The sequence below is a fragment of the Bradyrhizobium sp. SZCCHNRI20481 genome (assembly GCF_032485055.1).
Lineage (GTDB): Bacteria > Pseudomonadota > Alphaproteobacteria > Rhizobiales > Xanthobacteraceae > Bradyrhizobium.
In genome coordinates this window covers 251,860-275,453 of sequence record NZ_JAUEUE010000011.1, presented here as the reverse complement: position 1 = coordinate 275,453, position 23,594 = coordinate 251,860, and the positions used below count along the sequence as shown (strand labels likewise).

Genomic DNA, 23,594 nt, shown 5'->3' with positions numbered 1-23,594 from the left:
CTACCAGCCCGCCGCTCTGACCAGCCGCCGGCAATCGGTCTCCTGCGCGATCTGCTTCAGAGTCTGCCGGAGCCGCATCAGATCGATCGGCTTCGAGAAGGGAGAATCTATGTTCAGCTCGAGAACCTCGGTGCCGGGGCGGCTGTCCAGCGAGAGGTCCGGCATGACGCAGTCCAAGTTCCTCTTCTGCAGGACGATCGAGACGGCGTCGACCGAGCTCACGCCCGTCGTGTTGAAGCCGGCCTGTGCTGCGATCTTTCGCAAGATGGACAGATGCACGGCGGCATCTTCGATCACGAGGAGGTCGTTGCGCATGAATTCCCTGTCCCGTTGCCACCCTGACGCGGTCATCGGCAAGCAGGATTATGTCTATCGGCCGGCTCTGACCCCCTCGTAAATTTTGGTTTCCGTACGACTACGGGGAGGGCACGGCGATGTATGCGTCCTGCCGTCGTCAACCACGCGGAGTTCGCCCGCCAAAGAGAAAGCGGCCGAACACCGGTCCGGCCGCCGCGCAGGACATTCCCAGGGAGCTCGGCTATTCGGCCGGGCCGAACACGGCTTCCATCTTGGTCTTGAGCGTCGCCGCATTAAACGGCTTGACGATGTAGTTGCTCACGCCGGCCTTCTTGGCGGCGATGACGTTTTCGGTCTTCGACTCGGCTGTGATCATGATGAACGGGGTCTTCGACAGCTCCGGGCTGGCCCGCACCTCCCGCAGCAGGTCGTAGCCGGTCATCGGTTCCATGTTCCAGTCGGAGATCACCAGACCGTACTTCTTCGCCTGCATCTTCGAGAGCGCGGCCGATCCGTCGCTGGCGTCGTCGACGTTCTCAAATCCGAGCTGCTTCAGCAGGTTGCGGATGATCCGGATCATAGTGGCGTAGTCATCGACCACCAGGATCGGCATCGACAGATCAAAGGCCATGTCATTACTCCGCGCGTTTGGTCAAAAGCCGAACACGGGCGAGGTATATCAGCACGAAGATTATTCGACGCCTCTTGGAACTCGCGCTCGTCAGCACGTCGACAATTATCAGCGCCCGTTGAACAGCGCGTTAATTCCAGCGGTGCCGACGATGGGGATCATGCCACGGGCCGTAGTTGTACGGAGGCAAGGGCGCTCGGCGAGGCAACGGCGCGCGACGAGCGAGGGCCGGAACGACGCCTGCTCACGGCACGCTGCGTGGCCGGACCAGATTCTCGTAGTGGGCCTTCACCGTACCGTAGCACTCGCACGCCGTCTTCTTCAGCCCGTCCAGATCGATGATCTCGATATGGCCGCGGCTATAGTGGATGAAGTCCGCCTGCTGCAGCGTGCTCGCCACCAGCGAGACGCTGTTGCGCCGGGCGCCGATCATCTGCGCCAGGGCCTCCTGGGTGATGTAGAGCTTGTTGCCGCCTGAAAGGTCATGCGTCTGCAGCAGGCAACGGGCGAGACGCGACTCGACGGTGTGGGCGGCGTTGCAACCGGCGGTCTGCTGGCTCTGCACGTAGATGGCGAGTGCGTGGCGCAACATCAGCGCGCGAAACGAGGGGCTCTGTTCGGCGGCCGCCCGTACCTTGTCGATGTCGACGACCGATGCTGCACCGGGAACGAGGACCGCCGCGCTGTTCAGCACCACCGGATCGCCGCCCGCGAGCAGGGACATGCTTCCGAAGAGACTATCGCGACCGATCATCGCCACCTGAACGCGCTCTCCGCGCGCGAGGTTCACGACCAGCGAGATGACGCCGCGATGAGGAAAGTAGATGCGCGAAAGCTTTTCGCCGACCTCGGCGAGAACGGTGTCCTGCACCAGATCCACGGTCCGCAGATAGGGTCGGATCAGCTCGAAGTCATCGTCGGTCAGTGACGACAGGAAGCCGTTCGGAGAACGCAAGCTGGGGTCCAAAGCCATCTCCTGCATTGCAGTAACGGAGCCTCGCAGATCTCAATGCACTCATGGTTCCATAGAACTGCGTCCTATCCGCTGACAAGAAGAATCACGGGTAATATTCCCAGTAAAGGCCATTCGTTCCTGCTGTGCTCGTTGTCGTGCAGACGGGCGCGGATGCGCGGTTGCGCATTTGGCCATCAACATGTGTGCGATGTGCTGATCTGATAGCGCGCTGTTGTATACAGTCGGCACGCATCGGCCTCGGCTGGTGAAAGCAGCGCAACGCGCTTGCGGCGGGCCTCCTTCTTGCTCCGGCCGCCGCAGCTCCGGCGGGCACGGACACCACGTAGCATGCGGCCGCATTGACAGCGGACATCTTGAAGCCAAAATCGCTAATAAGCGCGCTGATTCGTTGACGGATCTTTTTCTGTCGGATGCAACCCTCGTCGCGAGTGGAGGCATCGGCCGGTGCTTTGCGACTGGCGGTGACGAGGTTGTCGTCATTGCAGGAGCAGGAGTCCGCCTGATGCTGCATCCAGCTGGAGCGCGATCGATGGTCAGCGATGAGACTGAGCGCCAAGACGAAGCTGAACGTTGCAGCGGCGTCCGTTCGTTTGCGTCCCGATAGCCCCGCCGTCCTCCCCCCCAACAGGTAATGCAGGATTCATGGCCTCTTCCACCTACCAGCGGTCCAACCAGTCGTTGCCAAGCGCGGGCGTAGACATTCCGGCCGCAGCGACGCCGGACATCCACCCAGGAATGGCGATCGTCGGTCAGGTTGCCGGTGGCCTGCTGCACGACTTCAACAACATTCTCACCGTGATCACGGGGACCATCGACATTCTCGCCGAAGCGGTCGAGGACAAGCCCGAACTGGCGGCCGTCGCGCGTCTGATCGACGAGGCTGCGACTCGTGGCGCTCGATTGACCTCGCAGCTTCTGTCGTTCGCAAGAGGCCGGCCGCCGCTGCCATGTGCGGTGGAGTTGAACGAGCTTCTGATCGACGTCGCTCGTCTGCTTCGTCCGACATTGGGCACCGAGGTCGAGGTGACGACATCGGTGGGCGCGGACGTGCCGGCCGTCTTCGCCGATCCGGGACAACTGATGGCGGCACTGCTGTGTCTTGCGATCGGGGCCCGACATCGATTGGAGCATGGCGGCCGCATCGACATCGAGGCAAGGCGCATGCGTGCGGACGCCTCGGGTGCCGACGGCATTTCCTCCGACGTGCTGATCGTGTTGACGGCGTCAGTGAGCGCGGCGGATGCCTCTCCGGCCGATCCCGCCTTCTCGGAGATCCGCATGGTCGAGGATTTCGTCAGGCGTTCGAACGGACGTCTGGAGCTCAAGGAGCCGCGCGGTCGGACCGCCGGCGTCGAGATCGTCCTCCCGCGCGCGGACCGCGTCCCCTCGTAGTCGGCCGCTCTTCCGCAAGCTCATAGTTAGCGCTGCCTTAACGGTCGCACCGCGCATCGGCGCACGCCGACCACGAGGCCGTGTCAGCGCGCCATTTTACCGCGAGTCCCTGCGGTCTGCGCGCATTTGATCGAACTGATTAGCGGCCAATTAGGATTAACGGCGGCGGCGGACGCCGCGCGCGGCCGTTCCGGGATCAATTTAACGAACGGGTAGGATTCCGCGGACCAGTCTGCGCCATCGCCGACAGAACGGTGCGGCGATGTCTACTCATGTTCATCCAGAAGGGAATGACAATGTCAGGTATCGTCCTCTCCGCGTCGGTTCGCCAGAACCTGCTCTCGCTCCAGTCGACGGCTCAGCTCCTCGCCACCACGCAGAACAACCTCTCCACGGGCAAGAAGGTCAACTCGGCGCTCGACAATCCGACCAACTTCTTCACCGCCCAGGGTCTCGACAACCGCGCTTCCGACATCTCCAATCTGCTCGACGGCATCGGCAACGGCGTGCAGGTGCTGCAGGCCGCCAACACCGGCATCACCTCGCTGCAGAAGCTCGTCGACAGCGCCAAGTCGATCGCCAACCAGGTTCTGCAGAGCGCGGTGGGTTACTCCACCAAGTCGAGCGTGACCTCGGCGGCTCTGACCGGCGCGACCGCCACCGACCTGCTCGGCTCCAGCTCGACGGCTGTGACCGGCTCGGTCGTGAACAACGACAATACCTCGAGCGCGGTGGCGATCACCGGCTCGACCAAGCTGTCGGGTACGGCAGGCACCGCGTCGAACAACCTCGCCACCGGCATCACCTCCGGTGAGACGCTGGTCGTCAACGGCACCACCTTCACCTTCGTCACCGGCACGTCCTCGTCCGGCACCAACATCGGCATCGGCGACAGCGTCAGCAACCTGCTGTCGGCGATCCAGACCCAGACCGGCGTGACCGCGTCGATCACCGCGGGTGCGATCACCCTGACGCCTCCGGCGGCGGGATTGACGCTCTCGGGCAGCACCGGCACCTTGGGCAAGCTCGGGCTGACTGCTGTCGGCGACGGCTTGTCGGGTCAGACCTTGACGGTCGGCGCGACAGGAGGTGGCACGGCGACCAGCATCACGTTCGGTCTAGGGACAGGACAGGTCAAGTCGCTGAACGATCTCAACGCCAAGCTCGCAGCCAACAACCTGCAGGCCACGGTCGACTCGTCCACCGGCAAGATCTCGATCACCACGACCAACGACGCGGCTTCGGCCACGATCGGCGCGATCGGTGGTACGTCGGCTGCGGCCAGCCAGGCCTTCAATGGTCTGACGGCGGCGGCTCCGGTGGCGGATGCGACCGCGCAGACGCAGCGCGCAAGCCTGGTCTCGCAGTACAACAACGTGCTGGCGCAGATCAACACGACCGCTGCTGACGCTTCGTTCAACGGCATCAACCTGCTGAACGGCGACACGCTGAAGCTGACCTTCAACGAAACCGGCAAGTCGACGCTGTCGATCACTGGTGTCACGTTCAACTCGGCGGGCCTCGGCCTCTCGACGTTGACCTCGGGCACCGACTTCCTCGACAACAGCTCGGCGAACAAGGTCATCGGCGTGCTCACCACCGCGAGCTCCACGCTGCGCAACGAGGCCTCGACGCTGGGTTCGAACCTCTCGGTCGTGCAGGTTCGTCAGGACTTCAACAAGAACCTGATCAACGTGCTGCAGACCGGCTCGTCGAACCTGACGCTGGCCGACACCAACGAGGAAGCGGCCAACAGCCAGGCGCTGTCGACCCGCCAGTCGATCGCGGTGTCCGCGCTGTCGCTCGCCAACCAGTCGCAGGCGAGCGTGCTGCAGCTCCTGCGCTAAGGCGCGGGCGGCACCCACGAACATCGGAGGCGGCGGGGCTTGCCCCGCCGTTTTCGGCTCTAGAATATTCGAAGATTGACGTCGCTCGGCTTCGGCGTCTGCGGCGCCGGATCAGCCGGACAGCGAGCACGAGAGCAACGTCGTGTCGACGCGAATGCAGCCTGCCGACGACGCCGCTCCCGAGAGGAGACTCCCGAGAGGAGCCTTCTGAGAGGAGAGTTGGGCCATGCCCCTGCGGGTCGAGCTGAAGCCTTTCGAGCGCATCGTGATCGGCGACAGCGTCATCGTGAATTCGAACACGCGCGCCCGCTTCATCGTCGAAGGCGACGCGCCTATCCTCCGCGAACGTGACACCGTCACCGCCGAGACCGCCGATACGCCGGCCAAGCGCCTCTATCTCTGCGTCCAGACAATGTATCTGAAGAACGACGCGATCCGCTATCGCGCGTCCTATCTCGCCTGCATGAACGAGTTGCGCAGGGCGATTCCGGAAGCCGCCGGCCAAGCCGAGACGGTGGATCGCCATGTCACGGAAGGAGCGCTGTACAAGGCGCTGAAGGAGATCAGGGCGCTGATCGAGCGAGAGGATCGTGCAGTCGCGCCGGCCGAAGCGATGCCTTGACATTCCGGCCGCCGAAGGGGCCGGGCTCGCCGCAGCCTGAGAGGTTGATGCTACGTCCGTATTAGCACGGACAATAAAATTAACGGGACGGATAAAAGCCCCACCTAACGATGGCACGGACGAAAGTCTGTTCAGCCCAGTCAGCGAGGGCCGGGTATCGATCCGCGCGGCTGGTGAAGGCTAGGACCGACCGTTGCTCTGACAGGGATCAGCGGTCGCCCCGTGACCGCGGCGCCAATTCTTGGAAGGCCAGTTTCATGGATGACCTGTTGCGTGAGTTTCTGACGGAGACCAGCGAGAGCCTGGACACCGTCGATAATCAATTGGTGCGGTTCGAGCAGGAGCCGAACAACGCCAAGATCCTCGATAACATCTTCCGGCTGGTGCACACGATCAAGGGGACCTGCGGCTTCCTCGGCCTGCCGCGGCTCGAAGCGCTGGCGCATGCCGCCGAGACCCTGATGGGCAAGTTCCGCGACGGCATGCCGGTCACCGGCGAGGCCGTGACGCTGATCCTCACCACCATCGACCGCATCAAGGACATCCTTGGACAGCTCGAGGCCAACGAGGCCGAGCCCGAGGGCGAGGACCGCGACCTCATCAGCGAGCTCGAAGCCATGGTCGAGCGCGGCATGGCGGCAATGGCCGCGTCGGCGGAGCCGATCGCGATGGCTGGCGAGACCGCGCCACCGCTTGCGCCTGCAGCGCCGGCCGCGCCCGCGGTCACGCACGGCTCGCTGATCGACCAGACGCTGGAGCGTCCGCTGCGTCCGGGCGAAGTGTCGCTCGACGAGCTCGAGCGCGCCTTCCGCGAGACCGCGATCGAGTTGCCGCCCGCGCATGAGAAGGCGCCTGAGCCCAAGGCCGCTGCCCCGGCGCCGGTCGCCAAGGCCGGGCCTGCCAAGGCGGAAGCAGAGGCCAAGGCCGAGGCGCCGAAGAAGGCGGCGCGCGCCAAGGCCAATGCCGATGGCGAGGTGCACGAGAACGACAAGGTCGCCAACCAGTCGATCCGCGTCAACGTCGACACGCTCGAACATCTGATGACGATGGTCTCGGAGCTGGTGCTGACGCGCAACCAGCTGCTCGAGATCGCCCGCCGCAACGAGGACACCGAGTTCAAGGTGCCGCTGCAGCGGCTGTCGAACGTCACCGCCGAGCTGCAGGAGGGCGTCATGAAGACGCGCATGCAGCCGATCGGCAATGCCTGGCAGAAGCTGCCGCGCATCGTCCGCGACCTCGCCACCGAGCTCGGCAAGCAGATCGAGCTCGAGATGCACGGCGCCGACACCGAGCTCGACCGCCAGGTGCTCGACCTGATCAAGGACCCGCTCACCCACATGGTGCGCAACTCCGCCGATCACGGCCTGGAGACGATGGCCGAGCGCGCCGCGGCCGGCAAGGCCGAGCAGGGCACCATCCGGCTGTCCGCCTATCATGAAGGCGGCCACATCATCATCTGCATCGCCGACAACGGCCGCGGCCTCAACACCGAGCGCATCAAGGCCAAGGCCTTGGCGAACGGCCTCGTCACCGAGGCCGAGCTCGAGAAGATGACGGAAGCGCAGATCCACAAGTTCATCTTCGAGCCGGGCTTCTCGACCGCGGCCGCCGTCACCTCGGTCTCGGGCCGCGGCGTCGGCATGGACGTGGTGCGCACCAACATCGACCAGATCGGCGGCACCATCGACATCAAGTCGGTGCTCGGCGAGGGCACCTCGGTCACCATCAAGATCCCGCTGACGCTCGCGATCGTCTCGGCGCTGATCGTCGAAGCCGGCGGCGACCGCTTCGCGATCCCGCAATTGTCGGTCGTCGAGCTGGTGCGCGCGCGCGCCAACTCCGAGCACCGCATCGAGCGCATCAAGGACACCGCGGTGCTGCGCTTGCGCAACAAGCTGCTGCCGCTGATGCATCTGAAGAAGCTCTTGAAGATCGACGACGGCTCGTCGACCGATCCGGAGAACGGCTTCATCGTGGTGACGCAGGTCGGCAACCAGACCTTCGGCATCGTGGTTGACTGCGTGTTCCACACCGAGGAAATCGTGGTCAAGCCGATGTCGACCAAGCTGCGTCACATCGACATGTTCTCGGGCAACACCATCCTGGGCGACGGCGCCGTGATCATGATCATCGATCCGAACGGCATTGCGAAAGCGCTCGGCGCCGCCGGCTCGGCCTCGCAGGCGGTGTCGGACGAGCACGCCGCGCATCACGCGATCGGCGGCGAGCAGCTCACCTCGCTGCTGGTGTTCCGCGCCGGCACGGCGCAGCCCAAGGCGGTGCCGCTGGCGCTGGTCACGCGCCTGGAGGAGATCGCGGCCGACAAGATCGAGATCTCCAACGGCCGCTACATGGTGCAGTACCGCGACCAGCTGATGCCCTTGGTGCAGATGGAAGGCGTGTCGGTGCAGACGTCGGGCTCGCAGCCGATCCTGGTGTTCGCCGACGAGACCCGGGCGATGGGCCTCGTGGTCGACGAGATCATCGACATCGTCGAGGAGCGGCTCAACATCCAGGTCTCCGGCGCCAAGGACGGCATCCTCGGCTCGGCGGTGATCAAGGGCCAGGCGACGGAAGTGATCGACGTCGGCCACTTCCTGCCGATGGCGTTCGCCGACTGGTTCATCCGCAAGGAGATGGCGACCGAGTCGCAGACGCAGTCGGTGCTCTTGGTCGACGACTCGCCGTTCTTCCGCAACATGCTGGCGCCGGTGTTGAAGTCGGCCGGCTACAAGGTGCGCACGGCGGCGTCGGCGATCGAGGGCCTCGCCACGCTGCGTTCCGGGCACAGCTTCGACATCGTCGTCACCGACATCGAGATGCCGGAGATGAACGGCTTCGAGTTCACCGAGGCGATCCGCGCCGACCAGAACCTGAACCAGATGCCGGTCATCGCAGTGTCATCGCTGGTGTCGCCGGCGGCGATCGAGCGCGGCCGCCAGGCCGGGCTCTACGACTACATCGCCAAGTTCGACCGGCCCGGCCTGATCGCGGCGCTGAAGGAACAGATCGAGGAACGGGCGCGCGCCGAAGCCAACCGGCGGGCCGCGTGACAGCAAGCGGACAGGAGTAGCGTGCGATGAGCAGCAAGATCGAAACCACCGAAGGCGCCGCCGTCGAATACGTCACTGCGATGATCGGCGGTCAGCTGTTCGGCCTGCCCATCTCGCGGGTGCAGGACGTGTTCATGCCGGAGCGGGTGACGCGGGTGCCGCTGTCGTCGGCGGAGATCGCCGGCGTCCTCAACCTGCGCGGCCGCATCGTGACCGTCGTCGACATGCGGGCGCGGCTCGGCCTCGCCCGCGCCGAGGACGGCAAGCCGCCGATGGCGGTCGGCGTCGATCTGCGTGGCGAGTCCTATGGTCTCCTGATCGATCAGATCGGCGAGGTGCTGCGGCTGCCCGAGGAGGGCCGGGAGGAGAACCCGGTCAATCTCGACCCGCGCATGGCGAAGCTCGCTGGCGGCGTGCACCGCCTCGACGGTCAGCTGATGGTCATCCTCGATGTCGATCGCGTGCTCGAGCTCCTGCCGAAGGCAGCAATCGCCGCCTAGTCCGTCAACCGTCCCATAGGGGAGACAACAATGAAGAGCTGTCTGGTCGTGGATGACTCCAGCGTCGTGCGCAAGATCGCACGCCGTATCCTGGAGGAGCTGGGCTTCTCCGTCGTCGAGGCGGAGGATGGCGAGCGGGCGCTCGAGATCTGCACCAAGAGCCTGCCAGACGCCATTCTGCTCGACTGGAACATGCCCGTCATGGACGGCTATGATTTCCTCGGGCGCCTGCGCCGGCTGCCGGGCGGCGAAGGCCCGAAGGTGGTGTTCTGCACCACGGAGAACGACATCGATCATATTTCGCGCGCGCTGAACGCTGGCGCCAACGAATACATCATGAAGCCGTTCGACAAAGAGATTGTCGCCGCCAAATTCCAGGAAGTCGGTCTCATCCAGGCGCTGTCAGCCGAATCCGCCTGATCCCTTCGTCTGCCCAGAAGAGGCCGTCCGTGAACCAGCCTGATTATGAGTTCCTGCGCAAGCTGCTTCGAGACAAATCGGGTCTCGATCTGTCTGCCGACAAGCAATATCTGATCGAGAGCCGCCTGCTTCCGCTCGCGCGCAAGGCCGGTCTCGCCAGCATCAGCGATCTCGTCCAGAAGCTGAAGGACGGGTCGAGCGCCCTGATCAGTCAGGTCGTCGAAGCGATGACGACCAACGAGACGTTCTTCTTCCGCGACAAGGTCCCGTTCGATCACTTCCGTGACGTGATCATGCCGGAGCTCCTCAAGGCCCGCGCCAATCGCAAGTCGATCCGGATCTGGTGCGCCGCGTGCTCGACCGGCCAGGAGCCGTATTCGCTGGCGATGTCGCTCAAGGAGATGGGATCTGCGCTCAGTGGATGGCGCATCGAGATCATCGCCACCGATCTCTCCCAGGAAGTGCTCGAGAAGTCGAAAGCGGGTCTCTACAGCCAGTTCGAGGTACAGCGCGGGCTGCCGATCCAGCTTCTGGTCAAATATTTCAAGCAGGCAGGCGAGCTCTGGCAGATCAATTCCGACGTGCGCGGCATGGTCCAGCATCGGCAGCTCAATCTGCTGCACGACTTCTCCCAGCTCGGCACGTTCGACGTCGTGTTCTGCCGCAACGTGCTGATCTATTTCGATCAGGACACCAAGATCAACATCTTCGGCCGGCTCGCCAAGCAGATGGAGCCGGACGGCTTCCTCGTACTCGGTGCTGCGGAGACCGTCGTCGGCCTCACCGACGTGTTCAAGCCGCTCACGGACCGGCGTGGCCTGTATCGCCCGAGCGGGATCGCTTCCGCGGCGAAGGCGCCCGCTCCGGGAATGCCCAGGATCGCGGCCGCGGGCAACTAGATGTTCCCGCAGCCCAATAGAGCAGGACGCGAAGATGTCTGACGAGAACAAAGGTACGGAGCGCGTCACCTTCAGCCGCGGCTACGATGTCTGCATCATGGGCATCGACGGGACCTGGCGCAGGGACTGCCAGCTCAACGCCATCTCGGACAACGACGCGGTGCTGACGGTCGAAGGATCGATCCAGGGATTGAACCTGAAGGAGTTCTTTCTGCTGCTGTCCTCGACGGGGCTCGCCTACCGCCGCTGCGAGTTGGTCCGGGTCAACGGCTCGGAGATGGACATCCAGTTCATCAAGGGAAAGAACAAGAAGAAGCGTGGCAACGCTTCCGCCGGCCAGGAAACGACCGTCAACTAATTCGCCTTCCGGCAGCGCGGCGCATCGCTCGCCCACCGCTCGGGAAGCTTCCGCGCGCGAAGCGACGAGGAGACGCGTCGCCCTGGATCCTGCGCAAGTCCTAAGGCCGGGGGCCATTTTTCGGAGAACCGCTTTACGCCGCCGCAGGGTCGGACGTGTATGACAATGACCTCGGTCAAATTTTCCAGGAACGACCAATGCCGGTCATGAGTTCGGAACTTGCACCCAGCCGGCCGGAGCGCGCGGACGATGGCGAACGGCGCGCGTTGCAGCTCTTGGTCGTCGACGACGACGCCGCGCAGCGGACGCTGATCGCGCTGGCGGCCAAGCAGGCCGGCCATGCCGTGACGGTCGTGGCCACCTGCCGCGATGCGATCCGCGAGGTGCGCAACAAGCGCTTCGACTGCGTGACGCTCGATCTCATGCTCGAGGATGGCGACGGGACCGAGGTCCTCAAGGTCATCGCAGATACCCGCTTCGCCGGTTCCGTGATCGTAATCAGCGGCATGGATGCGGCGAAGCGAATTGAGGCCCGGCTGCTCGCGCGCTCGCTCGGGATCGACCTGCAGAGTCTGCCGAAGCCGGTCGATCTGGCGGCGCTGCGCATCTGCCTTGCCAATCTCGGCAAGACTGCGCTCGGCCTGCCCGTGGTCCACACCTGGGGCGGCGTCGCAGCCGAAAGTGTTGCCGCGAAGCATCGGTCCTGAGAGACCTACATCGGCACAAGCCGCGGTCCAGAGTGCACATCCTGTGCAACGTCCAAATACCGCCGATTTCTGATCAAGACGAGGGCAAGGGCCGACTGACGGCTGCACGTCTTGTGTCAAATGCCGTGCAGATTTTCGTGGCAAGAGCCGTGCACTGGTCTGGCACCGAGCATGCCCGTTCGGCGTGGTGCAAGCGGGCAACGCCGATGCGATCAGAGCTTGATGTCGATCATGACGCTGTCGACGTTGATGTGTTTTGCAGAGCAGCATGCCGCTCACGACGGCTGCCTTGAGATCGTGTCCAGATCGTGGTCTCGTGAAGGCGGTCACCGATCTGCAGCTACTACTTGTGGGTTAGGACCATAAACCGTACAAATACGGGTGCCCAAAGCACCCGACGAGTATGGTATCATAACACGCGCTTTCATTGTTTCTTCTCCTTTGCAAGAGCAATCGCCCATGGCCGAACAAACAACTTCTCGCGGTGAGATCTTTGTCGTCGATGACGATCCAGCCGTGCGTGACACCCTCTCGATGGTCTTGTCGGCGGGTGGGTATGAAGTGATCTGTTTTGCGGACGGCGCCGCGCTCCTGGCGGTGGCGCGGAGCAGGACACCGGCCTGTATCCTGCTCGACGTGCACATCCCCGGAAAGTCCGGTCTCGACATTCTCAGGGAACTGCACGGCGAGGACTATCCGGCGCCGATCTTCATGATCTCGGGCCAGGGCGACATCCCGATGGCCGTGAATGCGATCAAGAACGGGGCGCTCGACTTCATCGAGAAGCCGTTCCGCGGCAGTGAGATCGTGGCCCGTCTGAACGAGGCGATCGGCGCGTTCGCGCGGCGGCAGAAGGAGAACGCCTCGCCGAAGATCGGCTCGCTGCATTTCCCCGGCCGCGAGCCGCTGACGCGGCGCGAGCGCGAGGTCCTGGAACAGTTCACGGCGGGGGCCTCGAACAAGGAGGCGGGGCGCACGCTGGGCATCAGCCCGCGCACGATCGAGGATCACCGCGCGAACATCATGAAGAAGCTCGGCGCGCGCAACGCGGCCGATCTGATCCGCATCGTGATGACGGCGTCGCGCGCCAATTGAGCCGATGGCCGGGCCGCCCGCACGTGGCCTCGCTCTGGAGCAGCGGCAATCGCAAGCGCCAGGCCGCGTTGGTCAGGCCGCATGGTCAAGCCGCATTGCTCAAGCCTCGGTGGCAGCGAGCGCCTTGCGGATCATCTTGGCGAGCTCGGATTTGCGGTACGGTTTCGGCAGCAGAAGAATTCCCTCGTCGAGCCGGCCGTGATGCACCACGGCATTTTCGGTGTAGCCGGAGGTGAATAGGACCCGCTGCGCCGGGCGAATCCGCTGGATCTCGGATGCGAGCTGGCGGCCGTTCATCGTCCCCGGCATGATGATGTCGGTGAAGAGCAGATCGAACGGCTCCCCGGCATTGGTGATCGCCAGCGCTTCGGCGGCATTGGCCGCCTCCAGCGTCGCATAGCCCAGCGCATGGAGCTGGGCGAGAACGTAGCCGCGCACCAGCCGATCGTCCTCCACCACCAGGATCGTCTCCTGGCCGCCCTGGATCGCCGGCGCGGCGCCCGATGGCTCCGTGACCGCCTCTTCGCTGCCCGGCGGCAGGTACATCCGGATCGTGGTGCCGTGGCCTTCTTCGCTGTAGATCCTGATGTGTCCGGCCGATTGCTTCACGAAGCCGTACACCATCGACAATCCGAGCCCTGTCCCCTTGCCCGGCCCCTTCGAGGTGAAGAACGGATTGAACACCTTGTCGATGATGGCGGCCGGAATGCCGCTGCCACTGTCGCTCACCGCGATCATCGCGTAGCGACCGGGCCGCACGTCGTCGTAGAGACTTGCGTAGTTCTCGTCGAGGTCGGCCCAGCCGGTCTCCAGGATGAGCTTGCCGCCATTCAGCATCGCGTCGCGGGCATTGAGCGCGAGGTTGATGACCGCCGTGGCGAGCTGGTTCGGATCGACATGCGCCACGCAGGTCTCGTCCTGGAAGACGGACTCGATCTCGATCTGCTCTCCGAGCGTCGGCCGCAGCAGCTTGGCCGTGTCGATCATGAGCGTGTTGACGTCGACCTCGCGCGGCTGCAGCGGCTGCCGGCGCGCAAAGGCGAGCAGATGCTGGGTGAGATCGGCACCGCGCGCGGCGGCCTCGTCGATCATCCTGGTGATCGCGGCGAGCTGCGGCTCCTTGGCCACGGCCGCGGCGAGAATCTCGATTGTGCCGGTGATCACGGTGAGGATGTTGTTGAAGTCGTGCGCGATGCCGCCGGTGAGCTGGCCGATCGCCTCCATCTTCTCGGACTGGCGGATCCGCTCCTCGGTCGCGATCTTGTCGGTGAGGTCGCGGAAGAAGCCGTTCAGCACGAAGCCGTTGCGGGTCTTCAGCGCGGTCACGCTGAGCTCGGCCTTGAACTCGCGGCCGTCGCGCCGCTTCACCATGACCTCGCGCCGACGGCCGACCCCGAGCGCGCTCGCTTGTCCGGTCATCAGGATGCGGCCGAGCGCCTCGCGCAGCTCCTCGCCGACGTCCCCGACCGTGATCACGTCGAACACGTCCTTGCCGATGATCTCGGCGCGCGACCAGCCGAAGATCTTCTCGGCCTGGGAGTTCCAGTTGAGAATGGCGCCGTTGTCGTCGACCTGGACGAAGGCATCGAGCGCGGTCTCGATGATGTTGCGGGCGAGCTGCTCGCTCTCCCGCAGAGTCTCCTGCGCCAGCCGGCTCTCGGTCATGTCGCGCCCGATGAAGAAGTGGCGCTGCACCGGCTCCGACCAGTTCGAGGTCCAAGACAGAGTCACCACGCGGCCGTCCTTGTGGACGTAGCGGCAATCGGAGGTGCGTGCGCGCAGGCCGAGGCGCGAGGCGCGAAGCTCCTCGCGTGCTTTGAGCAGATCGCCGGAGTGGATGAAATCCGCGCCGCTGCGGCCGATCATCTCGGCCGGCGTATAGCCGAGAATCGTCTCCACGCTCGGTGAGACCTGGACCAGGATGCCATTGCGGTCGGTGATGAGGATCAGGTCCCGCGACGTCTCGAAGATGCGCCGCCGCTCCTCGGTCTGCTGGCGCAGCGCCAGCTCGGTCCGGCGGCTCTCGGTGACGTCGCGTGCGATCTTGGAGGCGCCGATGATCTGGCCCGTCGGTGATTTGATCGGCGAGACGCTGAGCGAGACCTGGACCAGCTCACCGTCCTTGCGGATCCGCACCGTCTCGAAGTGCTGGATCCGCTCGCCGCGGGCCATGCGCGCCAGAATGTCCTGGGCCTCGGCCATGCGCTCTGGCGGCACGAGGAAATCCGCACGGCGGCCCACGGCCTCCTCGGCGGAGTAGCCCAGCATGGCCTCGGCTGCCGGATTCCACGCAGTGATGGTGCCGTCCAGCGACAGCGTCACGATCGCGTCGTTCGACGATTCCACCGCTGCACTGTACAGGCGTTCGCGGGCGGCGAAATGGTCGCGCGCCGCTTCGGTCAGGTAATGCTCCTGGACTTCGCGCTCGAGCTCGGCGGTCTTGGTGCGAACCTCGTCCAGCACGCGGGCAAAGGCGCGCGCCAGCACGCCGGTCTCGCCGACCGCCTCGAGCGGAATGTTCACCGCCTCGCCGCGGCCCACGCCCTCGACGGCCTGGGTCAGCTGGTTGATCGGCCGCGTCAGCGAGCGCGCGACCACGAAGGCGAGCGCGGCTGCGCACAGCATCGCGATCAGGCCGACCTCGATCGCCGTCTTGCGGATGGCGAGGGCGGGCGCCATGAAGGCGGTGTTCGGGATCGTCTCGATCACCGCCACCCATTCCTGTCCCGCGAGCAGCGCCGGTGCGAAGGCGACGCCGCCGGGACGATCGGCCTCGTCGTGCAGGATCTGCGCGAAACTCTCGGCGCTGCCCGTCGCGCCGGCGAGCGTCGGAAAATCGTCCTGCCATCGCGTCGATCGGCCGCGTTTGGAGGCGAATTCCCGGTCTGATTCGGGATGGAAGAGATAGTCGCCGCGGGCGTTCACCACGTAGAGCTGGGCGCCCGGCCGGGCCGCGGCGCGCAGATGCGCAAAGATCGGGCGCATGTCGAGATCGATCATCAGGATCGCGTACGGCTTGCCGTCCGGCGCGAACACCGGCGTGCCGACGCACAGCATCGGCACGCCTGTCTTGGGATCCGTCGTGTTGCCGTCGAGAATGATCGGCGAGAGTCGGATGCCGCCGGGCGGCAGGCTCAGCGTCTCCTTGATGTAGTTGCGCTCGCCGCGCGTGATCAGCTCGTTCTCCGGAACGATCCGCACCGTATTGCCCGGCCCGAGCCGGTCGACCCGGATCAGCTCGCGATAATTGTTCTCGATCCCGACAAGGCGGATCATCGCGTAGGTCTGCTTGGCCTGCAGCTCGGCGAAGTAGCGCATTGCGACCCGCTCGCGCCACGACTGCGCCGGCAGCCCTTCGCGGGGATCGGGAGCCCCCGTCTTCAGCGTGCGTATCAACGTTGCCAGATTTGGCGAGGCGCGATAGCCGTTGATGTCGTTGCGGGCGCCGCCGACATAGTTTTCGAGCTCGGTCGCCATCAGGCGCGAATGCGACTCGATTCGATCGAGCGCGCGCGGCAGCAGCGCCCGCTCGAGGCTGCGGTAGCCGAGCCAGCCGACGGCGAACACCGCGATCGCGACCAGCAGGATCATCGCGACAGCCAGTCGCGTCGTCAGCGTGATGCGGCCGCCGAGCCGCGGACCCTCGCTCGCGGGCTGCGCGCCGCTCAGCAGGGGCTCTTCGCTTCGGCTGTCAGGAGTTCGGAACAGCATCGTGGCCTAGCCTGGGTCGAGTAGCCTGATCGCCTGCCGATGCCAGGCAATCGGAAACCATCGTCAGGAGGGCTGCCGGCTTGAACGGCTTGGGCAATGCGGAAACCGCTCCCAGCTTGGTGGCCATGGCAAGATAGTCGGGCTCTGACATCGAGGTCGGGGTGTGGGGACGTCCCGAGGTCATGATGATCGGAACACCCGGCGTTTGCTTGAGGATCATGCGCATCGCCTCCAGCCCGTCCATGCCCGGCATGAAGATGTCCAGGATCACCAGGTCGAAGCTCTCGCTTTTGAAGCGGACGAGCGCCTTCTGGCCGTCACCGGCGATGCCGACGACGTGACCGGCCCGTTCGAGCACGCGCTGAATTGTCAGCTGCATGAGCGGATCGTCGTCCACGACCAGAATCTTCGCCACGCTCCGCATCTCCCGATTGGCTGGCAGCAAGACCAACGGTCAGTTGTAAAGGTTTTGCCCAATTCGCGGCGCGCCGCAAGCGCTTCGCCGCGCAAGTCACATGCAGGATGGGACGCGATGATCGATCTCCCGTGCGGGCGAAGGGTGGACCATCCGGGCGCCGTGCCTGCATTCGAGGCGCTCGCGCCGTAGTTGCATGGCGCGGAGCGCTTCACAATCGCCCCGTCCCGGCGAGGGCAGTTGCGCTGAATGCACAATATTTGAGCACATGTCTAAGGCCTACGATCCCGGGCGGCGCGACGGGTGGGAGGCGATGCGGACCTGCACGGGACGGAGTGGCCACAGGAGCGACATGCCGGGATGCGGCGTGACACCGCTTACGTCCTCCGATTGGGCGGGCCGCTAGCCGCTGAGATAGTCCGGCCAGCGGCCGCGAATGGTCGCGAGGTCGCTCAGCGTGCCGGTCAGGTGCTCGCGCAGATGCGTCTGCGCCTCGTCCGGCCGGCCCGCGGCGATCGCGTCGACGATCTGCTTGTGGTGGCGCAGGATGGTCTGCGCCTTGCCGGGCGAAGGCAGATGCAGCCGGCGCAGCCGGTCGATGTGACCGCTGCGGCTGCGGACCAGACTCCACAGCTCGTGCTTGTCCGCGGCGGTGTAGAGCCGCTCGTGGAATGCGTTGTCGACGATCGTGAACGAGGTGAAGTTGCCGTCCTTGGCGAACCGTCTCTGCTGGGCGATCAGGGCATGCAGCTCGTCGATCGGGGCCGCCGCCGGTGTCAGCGCGAGCAGCCGCACGATCTCGAGCTCCAGCGCCTGGCGCAGGAACTGCGCCTGCTGCGCGCGTGCCACGTCGATGCGGCTGACCAGGGTCGCATGCTGCGGGAAGACGTCGACCAGGCCCTCTTCGGCCAGCCGCATCAGCGCGTCCCGGATCGGTGTCGAGCTGAGGCCGAACTCGGCTTGCAGCGCCGGCCGCGACAATGGCGCTCCCGGCGGCAGCGCCAGCGCGATGATCTGGTCGCGCAACCGCTCGAAGACCTGCGGTGCCGCGCGCCGGCTCGGATCGAGCCGTTCGGGCGGGAGAACCGCAGCAGGCGTCGCGGGCAATGCCATTTGGTCGGACGTCCGGCTCGAATGTCGCAGGGCAGAACAGCCCTTGTCAGAGATGCACTAATGCATTAGTGCATCTCTCCGCCGGCCGTCAAGAAGGAGCCGGCACGCAAGGAGGGATGTCCCATGTTCGAGAAGTTCGGGCGCTCGGCCGCACGAGCCGCCGGCCTGCTGGCCGCGCTGCTGGTAGCGGCGGCCTGGAATGACGCCGCACAGGCCCAGCAGAAGACCGAGGTCTCGCTGTCGCGCCAGCCCGGCATCTTCTACATGCCGAGCCACATCATCGAGAAGAACAAGCTGATCGAGAAGCATGCTGCCGCGCTTGGCGTGCCCGGCGTCACCACCAAATGGCTGACCTTCTCCGGCGGCGGCGCGCAGACCGATGCGCTGCTGTCGGGCAGCGTCGACATTCTCAACACCGGCACCGGCAATCTGCTGTTGTTGTGGGACCGTACCCGCGGCGGCGTGAAGGGTATCGTCGCGACCTCCGCACAGCCGATGACCCTGATCAGCCGCGATCCCAACATCAAGTCGATCAAGGACTTCGGTCCCAGCGACAAGATCGCCGTGCCGACCGTCAAGGTCTCGACCCAGGCCATCGTGCTGCAGATCGCGGCCGCCGAGGCGTTCGGCGCCGATCAGTGGAACAAGCTCGACGCCAACACCGTGCAACTCGGCCATCCCGACGCCTATACCGCGCTTTCGAACCCGCAGCACGAGGTGCACAACCATTTCTCGATTCCGCCCTATACGTTCCTCGAATTGAAGAACGTCCCCGGCGCGCACGTCGTGATGAATTCGCCCGACGTGATGGGTGGACCGCTCAGCCAGGCGCAGTTCTTCACCACGACGAAGTTCGCGGACGCTAACCCGAAGATCATCCAGGCGGTCCGCGACGCCACCAAGGAGGCGCAAGACCTGATCCGCAGCGATACCCGGACGGCGGTGGAGATCTACAAGGAGATCACCGGCGACAAGACCTCGGTCGAGGATCTGCTCGCCTGGCTCAAGGAGCCCGGCATGATGGAGTGGAACCTGGAGCCGCAGGGCACGATGAAGTTCGCCGCGCATCTCGCCAAGATCGGCACCATCAAGACCCAGCCCAAGGCCTGGACCGACTATTATCTTCCGGTCGCCCATGATCTGAAGGGCAACTGATGTCTGCGCTGCTCGATGTCGATGGCGTCACTTTGCGCTACAAGACCTCCAGCGCCGTGATCACGGCGACCGAACGTGTCGGCTTCTCCGTCGACCGCTCCGATCGCTTCGTGCTGCTCGGACCGTCCGGCTGCGGCAAGTCCACCTTGCTGAAAGCGGTCGGTGGCTACATCAAGCCGAGCGAGGGACGGATGCGCATCAACGGCCGCGAGATCACCGGTCCCGGCGCCGACCGCATGATGATCTTCCAGGAGTTCGATCAACTGCTGCCATGGAAGACCGTGCTTGCCAACGTGATGTTCCCGCTGCTGACGGCGCGGCGCATGCCGCGCAAGGAGGCCGAGAGCCGCGCCCGCGCCTATATCGAGAAGGTCGGGCTGACGCGCGTCGTCGATGCCTATCCGCATACGCTGTCGGGCGGCATGAAGCAGCGCGTCGCGATCGCCAGGGGCATGGCGATGGAGCCGGACATTCTCTTGATGGACGAGCCCTTCGCGGCGCTCGACGCGCTGACGCGGCGGACCTGCCAGGACGAGCTGTTGCAGCTCTGGAGCGAGACCAAGTTCACCGTGCTGTTCGTGACGCATTCGATTGCGGAAGCCATCAAGATCGGCAACCGCATCCTGTTGCTGTCGCCGCACCCTGGCCGGGTCAAGGCCGAGGTCATCGACGTCGACAAGGTCTCGGCCGAGGATGGCAGTGCCGCACGCCTGGAGAAGCAGATCCATGACCTGCTGTTTTCTGAACCCGCAACGGCACATTGAGGGCCGCTCCCATGGCTGACGCAAAGATCATCCTGCGCGACACGGCTGCGGCGAGCGCGTCCCCGGCCGAGGTCGAGCGCAAGCTCGGCATGCTCGAGCTGCTGTGGAACGACGGCTTCGTGCGCAAGACCCTGATCATCGTCGTGCTCGCCGCGATCTGGCAGGCCTACGGCAGCTATCTCGACAATCCGCTGCTGTTCCCGACCTTCTCCGACACCATCGCTGCTCTCTGGGAGAAGGTCCGTGACGGCGCCATTCCGATGCGCGCCTGGACCTCGCTGAAGGTGCTGTTCATGGGCTATGCCGCCGGCATTACGCTGGCGGCCATCCTGACCGTGCTCGCGATATCGACCCGCATCGGCACCGATTTCCTCGAGACCGTCACGGCGATGTTCAACCCGCTGCCGGCGATCGCGCTGCTGCCGCTGGCGCTGATCTGGTTTGGGCTCGGCAGCGGCAGCCTCGTCTTCGTGCTGATCCATTCGGTGCTGTGGCCGGTCGCGCTCAACACCCATTCCGGCTTCAAGAGCGTGTCCAACACGCTGCGCATGGTCGGCCGGAACTACGAGCTGAGCGGCCTTTCCTACGTCATCCGCATCCTGATTCCGGCGGCGTTCGGCGCCATCCTCACCGGCCTCAAGATCGGCTGGGCGTTTGCGTGGCGGACCCTGATCGCGGCCGAGCTGGTGTTCGGCGTGTCCTCGGGGCAGGGCGGCCTCGGCTGGTTCATCTTCGAGAACCGCAATTTGCTGGAGATTCCCGCCGTTTTCGCCGGCCTCTTGACCGTGATCGTGATCGGCCTCGTGGTCGAGAACCTGATCTTCCGCACCATCGAGCGCCGGACCGTGCTGACCTGGGGGACGCAATCATGAGCGAGCGCAAGCAACCCGATCAGCTGCGCAGCGCGCGCTGGTTCGCACCCGACGATCTCCGCTCCTTCGGCCATCGCTCGCGCGTGATGCAGATGGGCTACGCCCAGGAGGAATGGAAGGGCCGGCCGGTCATCGCCATCATCAACACCTGGTCCGACGCGCAGCCCTGCCACATGCACTTCAAGCAGCGGGTCGACGACGTCAAGCGCGGCGTGCTGATGGCCGGCGGCTTCCCGATCGAGCTGCCGGCGCTGTCGCTGTCGGAGTCGCTGTTGAAGCCGACCACGATGCTCTATCGCAACATGCTGGCGATGGACGTCGAGGAACTGCTGCGCAGCCATCCCGTCGACGGCGTCGTGCTGATGGGCGGCTGCGACAAGACCACGCCGGCGCTGCTGCTCGGCGCCACCAGCATGAACCTGCCGGCGATCTATCTCCCCGCAGGACCGATGCTGCGCGGCAATTGGAAAGGCAAGACGCTCGGCTCCGGCTCCGATGCCTGGAAGTACTGGGACGAGCGCCGCGCCGGAAAACTGTCGGACGCCGACTGGAATGCGATGGAGGCGGGCATCGCGCGCAGCCACGGCACCTGCATGACCATGGGCACGGCCTCGACCATGACCGCGATTGCCGAGGCCATCGGCATGACCTTGCCCGGCGCCTCGTCGATTCCCGCCGCCGATGCCGAGCACATCCGCATGAGCTCGGAGTGCGGCCGCCGCGTCGTCGAGATGGTGTGGGAGGACCTGACGCCGTCGAAGATTCAGACGCGGCCAGCGTTCGAGAATGCGATCGCGGTCGCGATGGCGATGGGCTGCTCCACCAACGCGATCATCCACGTGATCGCGCAGGCACGCCGCGCCGGCGCCGATATCGGCCTCGACGATTTCGAGGCCGCGAGCCGCAAGGTGCCGGTGCTCGCCAATGTCCGGCCGAGCGGCGACACCTATCTGATGGAGGACTTCTATTACGCTGGCGGGCTGCCCGGCCTGATGAGCCGGATGAAAGAGCATCTCCATCTCGACTGCCTCACCGTCAACGGCCGCACGCTGGGCGACAACATCACAGGCGCCGGCGTCTACAATGACGACGTCATCCGCCCGCAATCCAACCCGATCTACCGCGAGGGCGCGCTCGCCGTGCTCAAGGGCAACCTCGCGCCGGATGGCTGCGTCATCAAGCCCTCCGCCTGCGAGCCGCGCTTCCTCAGGCACACGGGCCCGGTGCTGGTGTTCGACGACTATCCGTCGATGAAGAAGGCGATCGACGATCCCGATCTCGACGTCACGGCCGATCACGTGCTGATCCTGCGCAATGCCGGGCCGCAGGGCGGGCCGGGCATGCCCGAATGGGGCATGCTGCCGATCCCGACCAAGCTCGTGAAGCAGGGCGTGCGCGACATGGTGCGGCTGTCGGACGCCCGCATGAGCGGCACCAGCTACGGCGCCTGCATCCTGCACGTCGCGCCGGAGGCCTATGTCGGTGGTCCCTTGGCGCTGGTGAAGAACGGCGACCGCATCACGCTCGACGTCGCCGCGCGCACCATCAATCTCGATGTGCCTGAGGACGAATTGGCGCGCCGCCGTGCCGCCTGGACACCGCCAACGCCGCGCTTCGAGCGTGGCTATGGCTGGATGTTCGCCCGCCACATCAAGCAGGCCAATGACGGCTGCGATTTCGACTTCCTCGAGACCGGCTTCGGCGCCGCGGTCGGGGAGCCCGCGATTTATTAGTTCATAGCGCCGCGTTAGCCCGCGCTGTTTCCGCGCACCCGGTGCGCTCCCTCCCCCCTTGCGGGGGAGGGTCGGGGAGGGGGTACCCCAAGCGACACCGTTGATGTGGACCCCCACCCCCAACCCCTCCCCGCAAGGGGGAGGGGAGAACGACGAGCACCGCATGACCAAACTCAGCGACACCACCCGCAACAAGCTCAAGACCGTCTCCACCGCCACCGTTGCGACCGCGCTGTTTAAGCGCGGCCTGCGCATCCAGTGCATCCAGAACGTCCATCCGCTCAATCCGGACGCGCCGACCATGGTCGGCGAGGCATTCACCCTGCGCTATATCCCGGCGCGCGAGGACCTCAACACCATCGAGGTGTTTCGCGACCGTGCCCATCCGCAACGCAAGGCCGTGGAGGAGTGTCCGCCCGGTGCCGTGCTGGTGATGGACAGCCGCAAGGACGCGCGGGCTGCCTCGGCCGGCGCCATCCTGGTGAGCCGCCTGCAGCAGCGCGGCGTCGCCGGTGTCGTCACCGATGGCGGGTTTCGCGATGCGGCCGAGATCGCCAAGCTCGGCATTCCCGCCTTCCACCAGCGCCCGAGCGCGCCGACCAATCTCACCCTGCATCATGCGATCGAGATCAACGGCCCGATCGCCTGCGGCGACGCGCCGGTGTTTCCCGGTGACGTCATCCTCGGCGATTCCGACGGCGTCATCGTCATCCCCGCCCATCTCGCCGACGAGATCGCCGAGGAGACGTTCGAGATGACCGCGTTCGAAGATTTCGTCGCCGAGCAGGTCGCGAACGGCCGCTCCATCCTCGGCCTCTATCCGGCGACCGATCCGCAGACGCCGGCGGATTTCGCCGCGTGGCGCGCGAAGAACGGCAGGTAACCGTCACACACTCCGCTGTCGTCCCGGCCTCGAGCCGGGACCCAGAAACACAGGCGGATGTGACTACGAAGAAAGTAGCTCCAGCCTGCCCAACAACCGGGGACGGTGGCTATGGGTCCCCGCGTTCGCAGGGACGACACTGTTGGTCGGG

21 protein-coding genes are annotated in these 23,594 nt (G+C 65.2%); 15 read left to right on the top strand and 6 right to left on the bottom strand.

Going from position 1 to position 23,594, the window contains the following annotated elements:
* The 3 genes from QX132_RS19775 to QX132_RS19765 form a co-directional block, all read right to left on the bottom strand.
* Complete coding sequence (locus QX132_RS19775) at positions 1-315, bottom strand: response regulator (RefSeq protein WP_316162572.1); 315 nt, start codon at positions 313-315, stop codon at positions 1-3.
* A gap of 223 nt (positions 316-538) precedes the next feature.
* Positions 539-928, bottom strand: coding sequence for a response regulator (locus QX132_RS19770; RefSeq protein ID WP_008968243.1), 390 nt, complete (start codon positions 926-928; stop codon positions 539-541).
* Positions 929-1,172: 244 nt separating this feature from the next.
* Positions 1,173-1,895 (bottom strand): Crp/Fnr family transcriptional regulator, encoded by a 723-nt coding sequence (locus QX132_RS19765; RefSeq protein WP_316162518.1) that lies wholly within the window; start codon positions 1,893-1,895, stop codon positions 1,173-1,175.
* 651 nt (positions 1,896-2,546) lie between these two features.
* Here QX132_RS19765 and QX132_RS19760 point away from each other — a divergent pair.
* The 10 genes from QX132_RS19760 (at position 2,547) to QX132_RS19715 (ending at position 12,797) form a co-directional block, all read left to right on the top strand.
* The gene (locus tag QX132_RS19760) at positions 2,547-3,296 is read left to right on the top strand and encodes a histidine kinase dimerization/phospho-acceptor domain-containing protein (RefSeq protein WP_315740793.1); all 750 of its coding nucleotides are present in this window, start codon (positions 2,547-2,549) and stop codon (positions 3,294-3,296) included.
* 296 nt (positions 3,297-3,592) lie between these two features.
* Positions 3,593-5,143 carry a flagellin gene (locus tag QX132_RS19755; protein WP_315740792.1) on the top strand — a complete coding sequence of 517 codons (1,551 nt, stop codon included), beginning with the start codon at positions 3,593-3,595 and terminating at the stop codon, positions 5,141-5,143.
* Positions 5,144-5,369: 226 nt separating this feature from the next.
* On the top strand, positions 5,370-5,765 hold the full coding sequence (gene flbT, locus QX132_RS19750) for a flagellar biosynthesis repressor FlbT (protein ID WP_315740791.1): 396 nt from the start codon (positions 5,370-5,372) through the stop codon (positions 5,763-5,765).
* Positions 5,766-6,022: 257 nt separating this feature from the next.
* Entirely contained in the window at positions 6,023-8,818 is a 2,796-nt protein-coding gene (locus QX132_RS19745; RefSeq protein ID WP_315757213.1) for a hybrid sensor histidine kinase/response regulator, read from the top strand.
* Between the two features lie 26 nt (positions 8,819-8,844).
* Positions 8,845-9,318: a chemotaxis protein CheW gene (locus QX132_RS19740; RefSeq protein ID WP_315716970.1), complete on the top strand. Its 474-nt coding sequence runs from the start codon at positions 8,845-8,847 to the stop codon at positions 9,316-9,318.
* A gap of 30 nt (positions 9,319-9,348) precedes the next feature.
* On the top strand, positions 9,349-9,738 hold the full coding sequence (locus QX132_RS19735; protein WP_315716971.1) for a response regulator: 390 nt from the start codon (positions 9,349-9,351) through the stop codon (positions 9,736-9,738).
* A gap of 29 nt (positions 9,739-9,767) precedes the next feature.
* Entirely contained in the window at positions 9,768-10,637 is an 870-nt protein-coding gene (locus QX132_RS19730; protein WP_316162517.1) for a protein-glutamate O-methyltransferase CheR, read from the top strand.
* 34 nt (positions 10,638-10,671) lie between these two features.
* A complete protein-coding gene (locus QX132_RS19725; RefSeq protein ID WP_315740788.1) occupies positions 10,672-10,995 on the top strand; it encodes a PilZ domain-containing protein in 324 nt (107 codons plus the stop codon).
* Between the two features lie 197 nt (positions 10,996-11,192).
* Positions 11,193-11,702, top strand: a complete 510-nt coding sequence (locus QX132_RS19720) for a response regulator (RefSeq protein ID WP_316162515.1) — start codon at positions 11,193-11,195, stop codon at positions 11,700-11,702.
* 459 nt (positions 11,703-12,161) lie between these two features.
* Positions 12,162-12,797, top strand: coding sequence for a response regulator transcription factor (locus tag QX132_RS19715; RefSeq protein WP_315717165.1), 636 nt, complete (start codon positions 12,162-12,164; stop codon positions 12,795-12,797).
* A gap of 99 nt (positions 12,798-12,896) precedes the next feature.
* Here the strand turns inward: QX132_RS19715 and QX132_RS19710 are convergent, their stop codons facing one another.
* The 3 genes from QX132_RS19710 to QX132_RS19700 all read right to left on the bottom strand — a co-directional run bounded on the left by QX132_RS19710 (position 12,897) and on the right by QX132_RS19700 (position 18,036).
* Complete coding sequence (locus QX132_RS19710; RefSeq protein ID WP_316162513.1) at positions 12,897-16,508, bottom strand: PAS domain S-box protein; 3,612 nt, start codon at positions 16,506-16,508, stop codon at positions 12,897-12,899.
* Entirely contained in the window at positions 16,489-16,923 is a 435-nt protein-coding gene (locus tag QX132_RS19705) for a response regulator (RefSeq protein WP_316162511.1), read from the bottom strand. The genes QX132_RS19710 and QX132_RS19705 overlap by 20 nt, the downstream gene beginning before the upstream one ends.
* A gap of 402 nt (positions 16,924-17,325) precedes the next feature.
* On the bottom strand, positions 17,326-18,036 hold the full coding sequence (locus tag QX132_RS19700; RefSeq protein WP_315773920.1) for a GntR family transcriptional regulator: 711 nt from the start codon (positions 18,034-18,036) through the stop codon (positions 17,326-17,328).
* A gap of 123 nt (positions 18,037-18,159) precedes the next feature.
* Here QX132_RS19700 and QX132_RS19695 point away from each other — a divergent pair, with 123 nt between their 5' ends.
* The 5 genes from QX132_RS19695 to QX132_RS19675 all read left to right on the top strand — a co-directional run bounded on the left by QX132_RS19695 (position 18,160) and on the right by QX132_RS19675 (position 23,443).
* On the top strand, positions 18,160-19,191 hold the full coding sequence (locus QX132_RS19695; RefSeq protein WP_315740783.1) for an ABC transporter substrate-binding protein: 1,032 nt from the start codon (positions 18,160-18,162) through the stop codon (positions 19,189-19,191).
* A complete protein-coding gene (locus tag QX132_RS19690; RefSeq protein ID WP_316162509.1) occupies positions 19,191-19,955 on the top strand; it encodes an ABC transporter ATP-binding protein in 765 nt (254 codons plus the stop codon). The genes QX132_RS19695 and QX132_RS19690 overlap by 1 nt, the downstream gene beginning before the upstream one ends.
* Positions 19,956-19,966: 11 nt before the next feature.
* Complete coding sequence (locus QX132_RS19685; RefSeq protein WP_316162507.1) at positions 19,967-20,827, top strand: ABC transporter permease; 861 nt, start codon at positions 19,967-19,969, stop codon at positions 20,825-20,827.
* A complete protein-coding gene (gene araD / locus QX132_RS19680) occupies positions 20,824-22,560 on the top strand; it encodes an L-arabinonate dehydratase (RefSeq protein WP_315773915.1) in 1,737 nt (578 codons plus the stop codon). The genes QX132_RS19685 and araD overlap by 4 nt, the downstream gene beginning before the upstream one ends.
* Before the next feature lie 163 nt (positions 22,561-22,723).
* Positions 22,724-23,443: a ribonuclease activity regulator RraA gene (locus QX132_RS19675; protein ID WP_315773914.1), complete on the top strand. Its 720-nt coding sequence runs from the start codon at positions 22,724-22,726 to the stop codon at positions 23,441-23,443.
* The last annotated feature ends 151 nt before the right edge of the window (positions 23,444-23,594 follow it).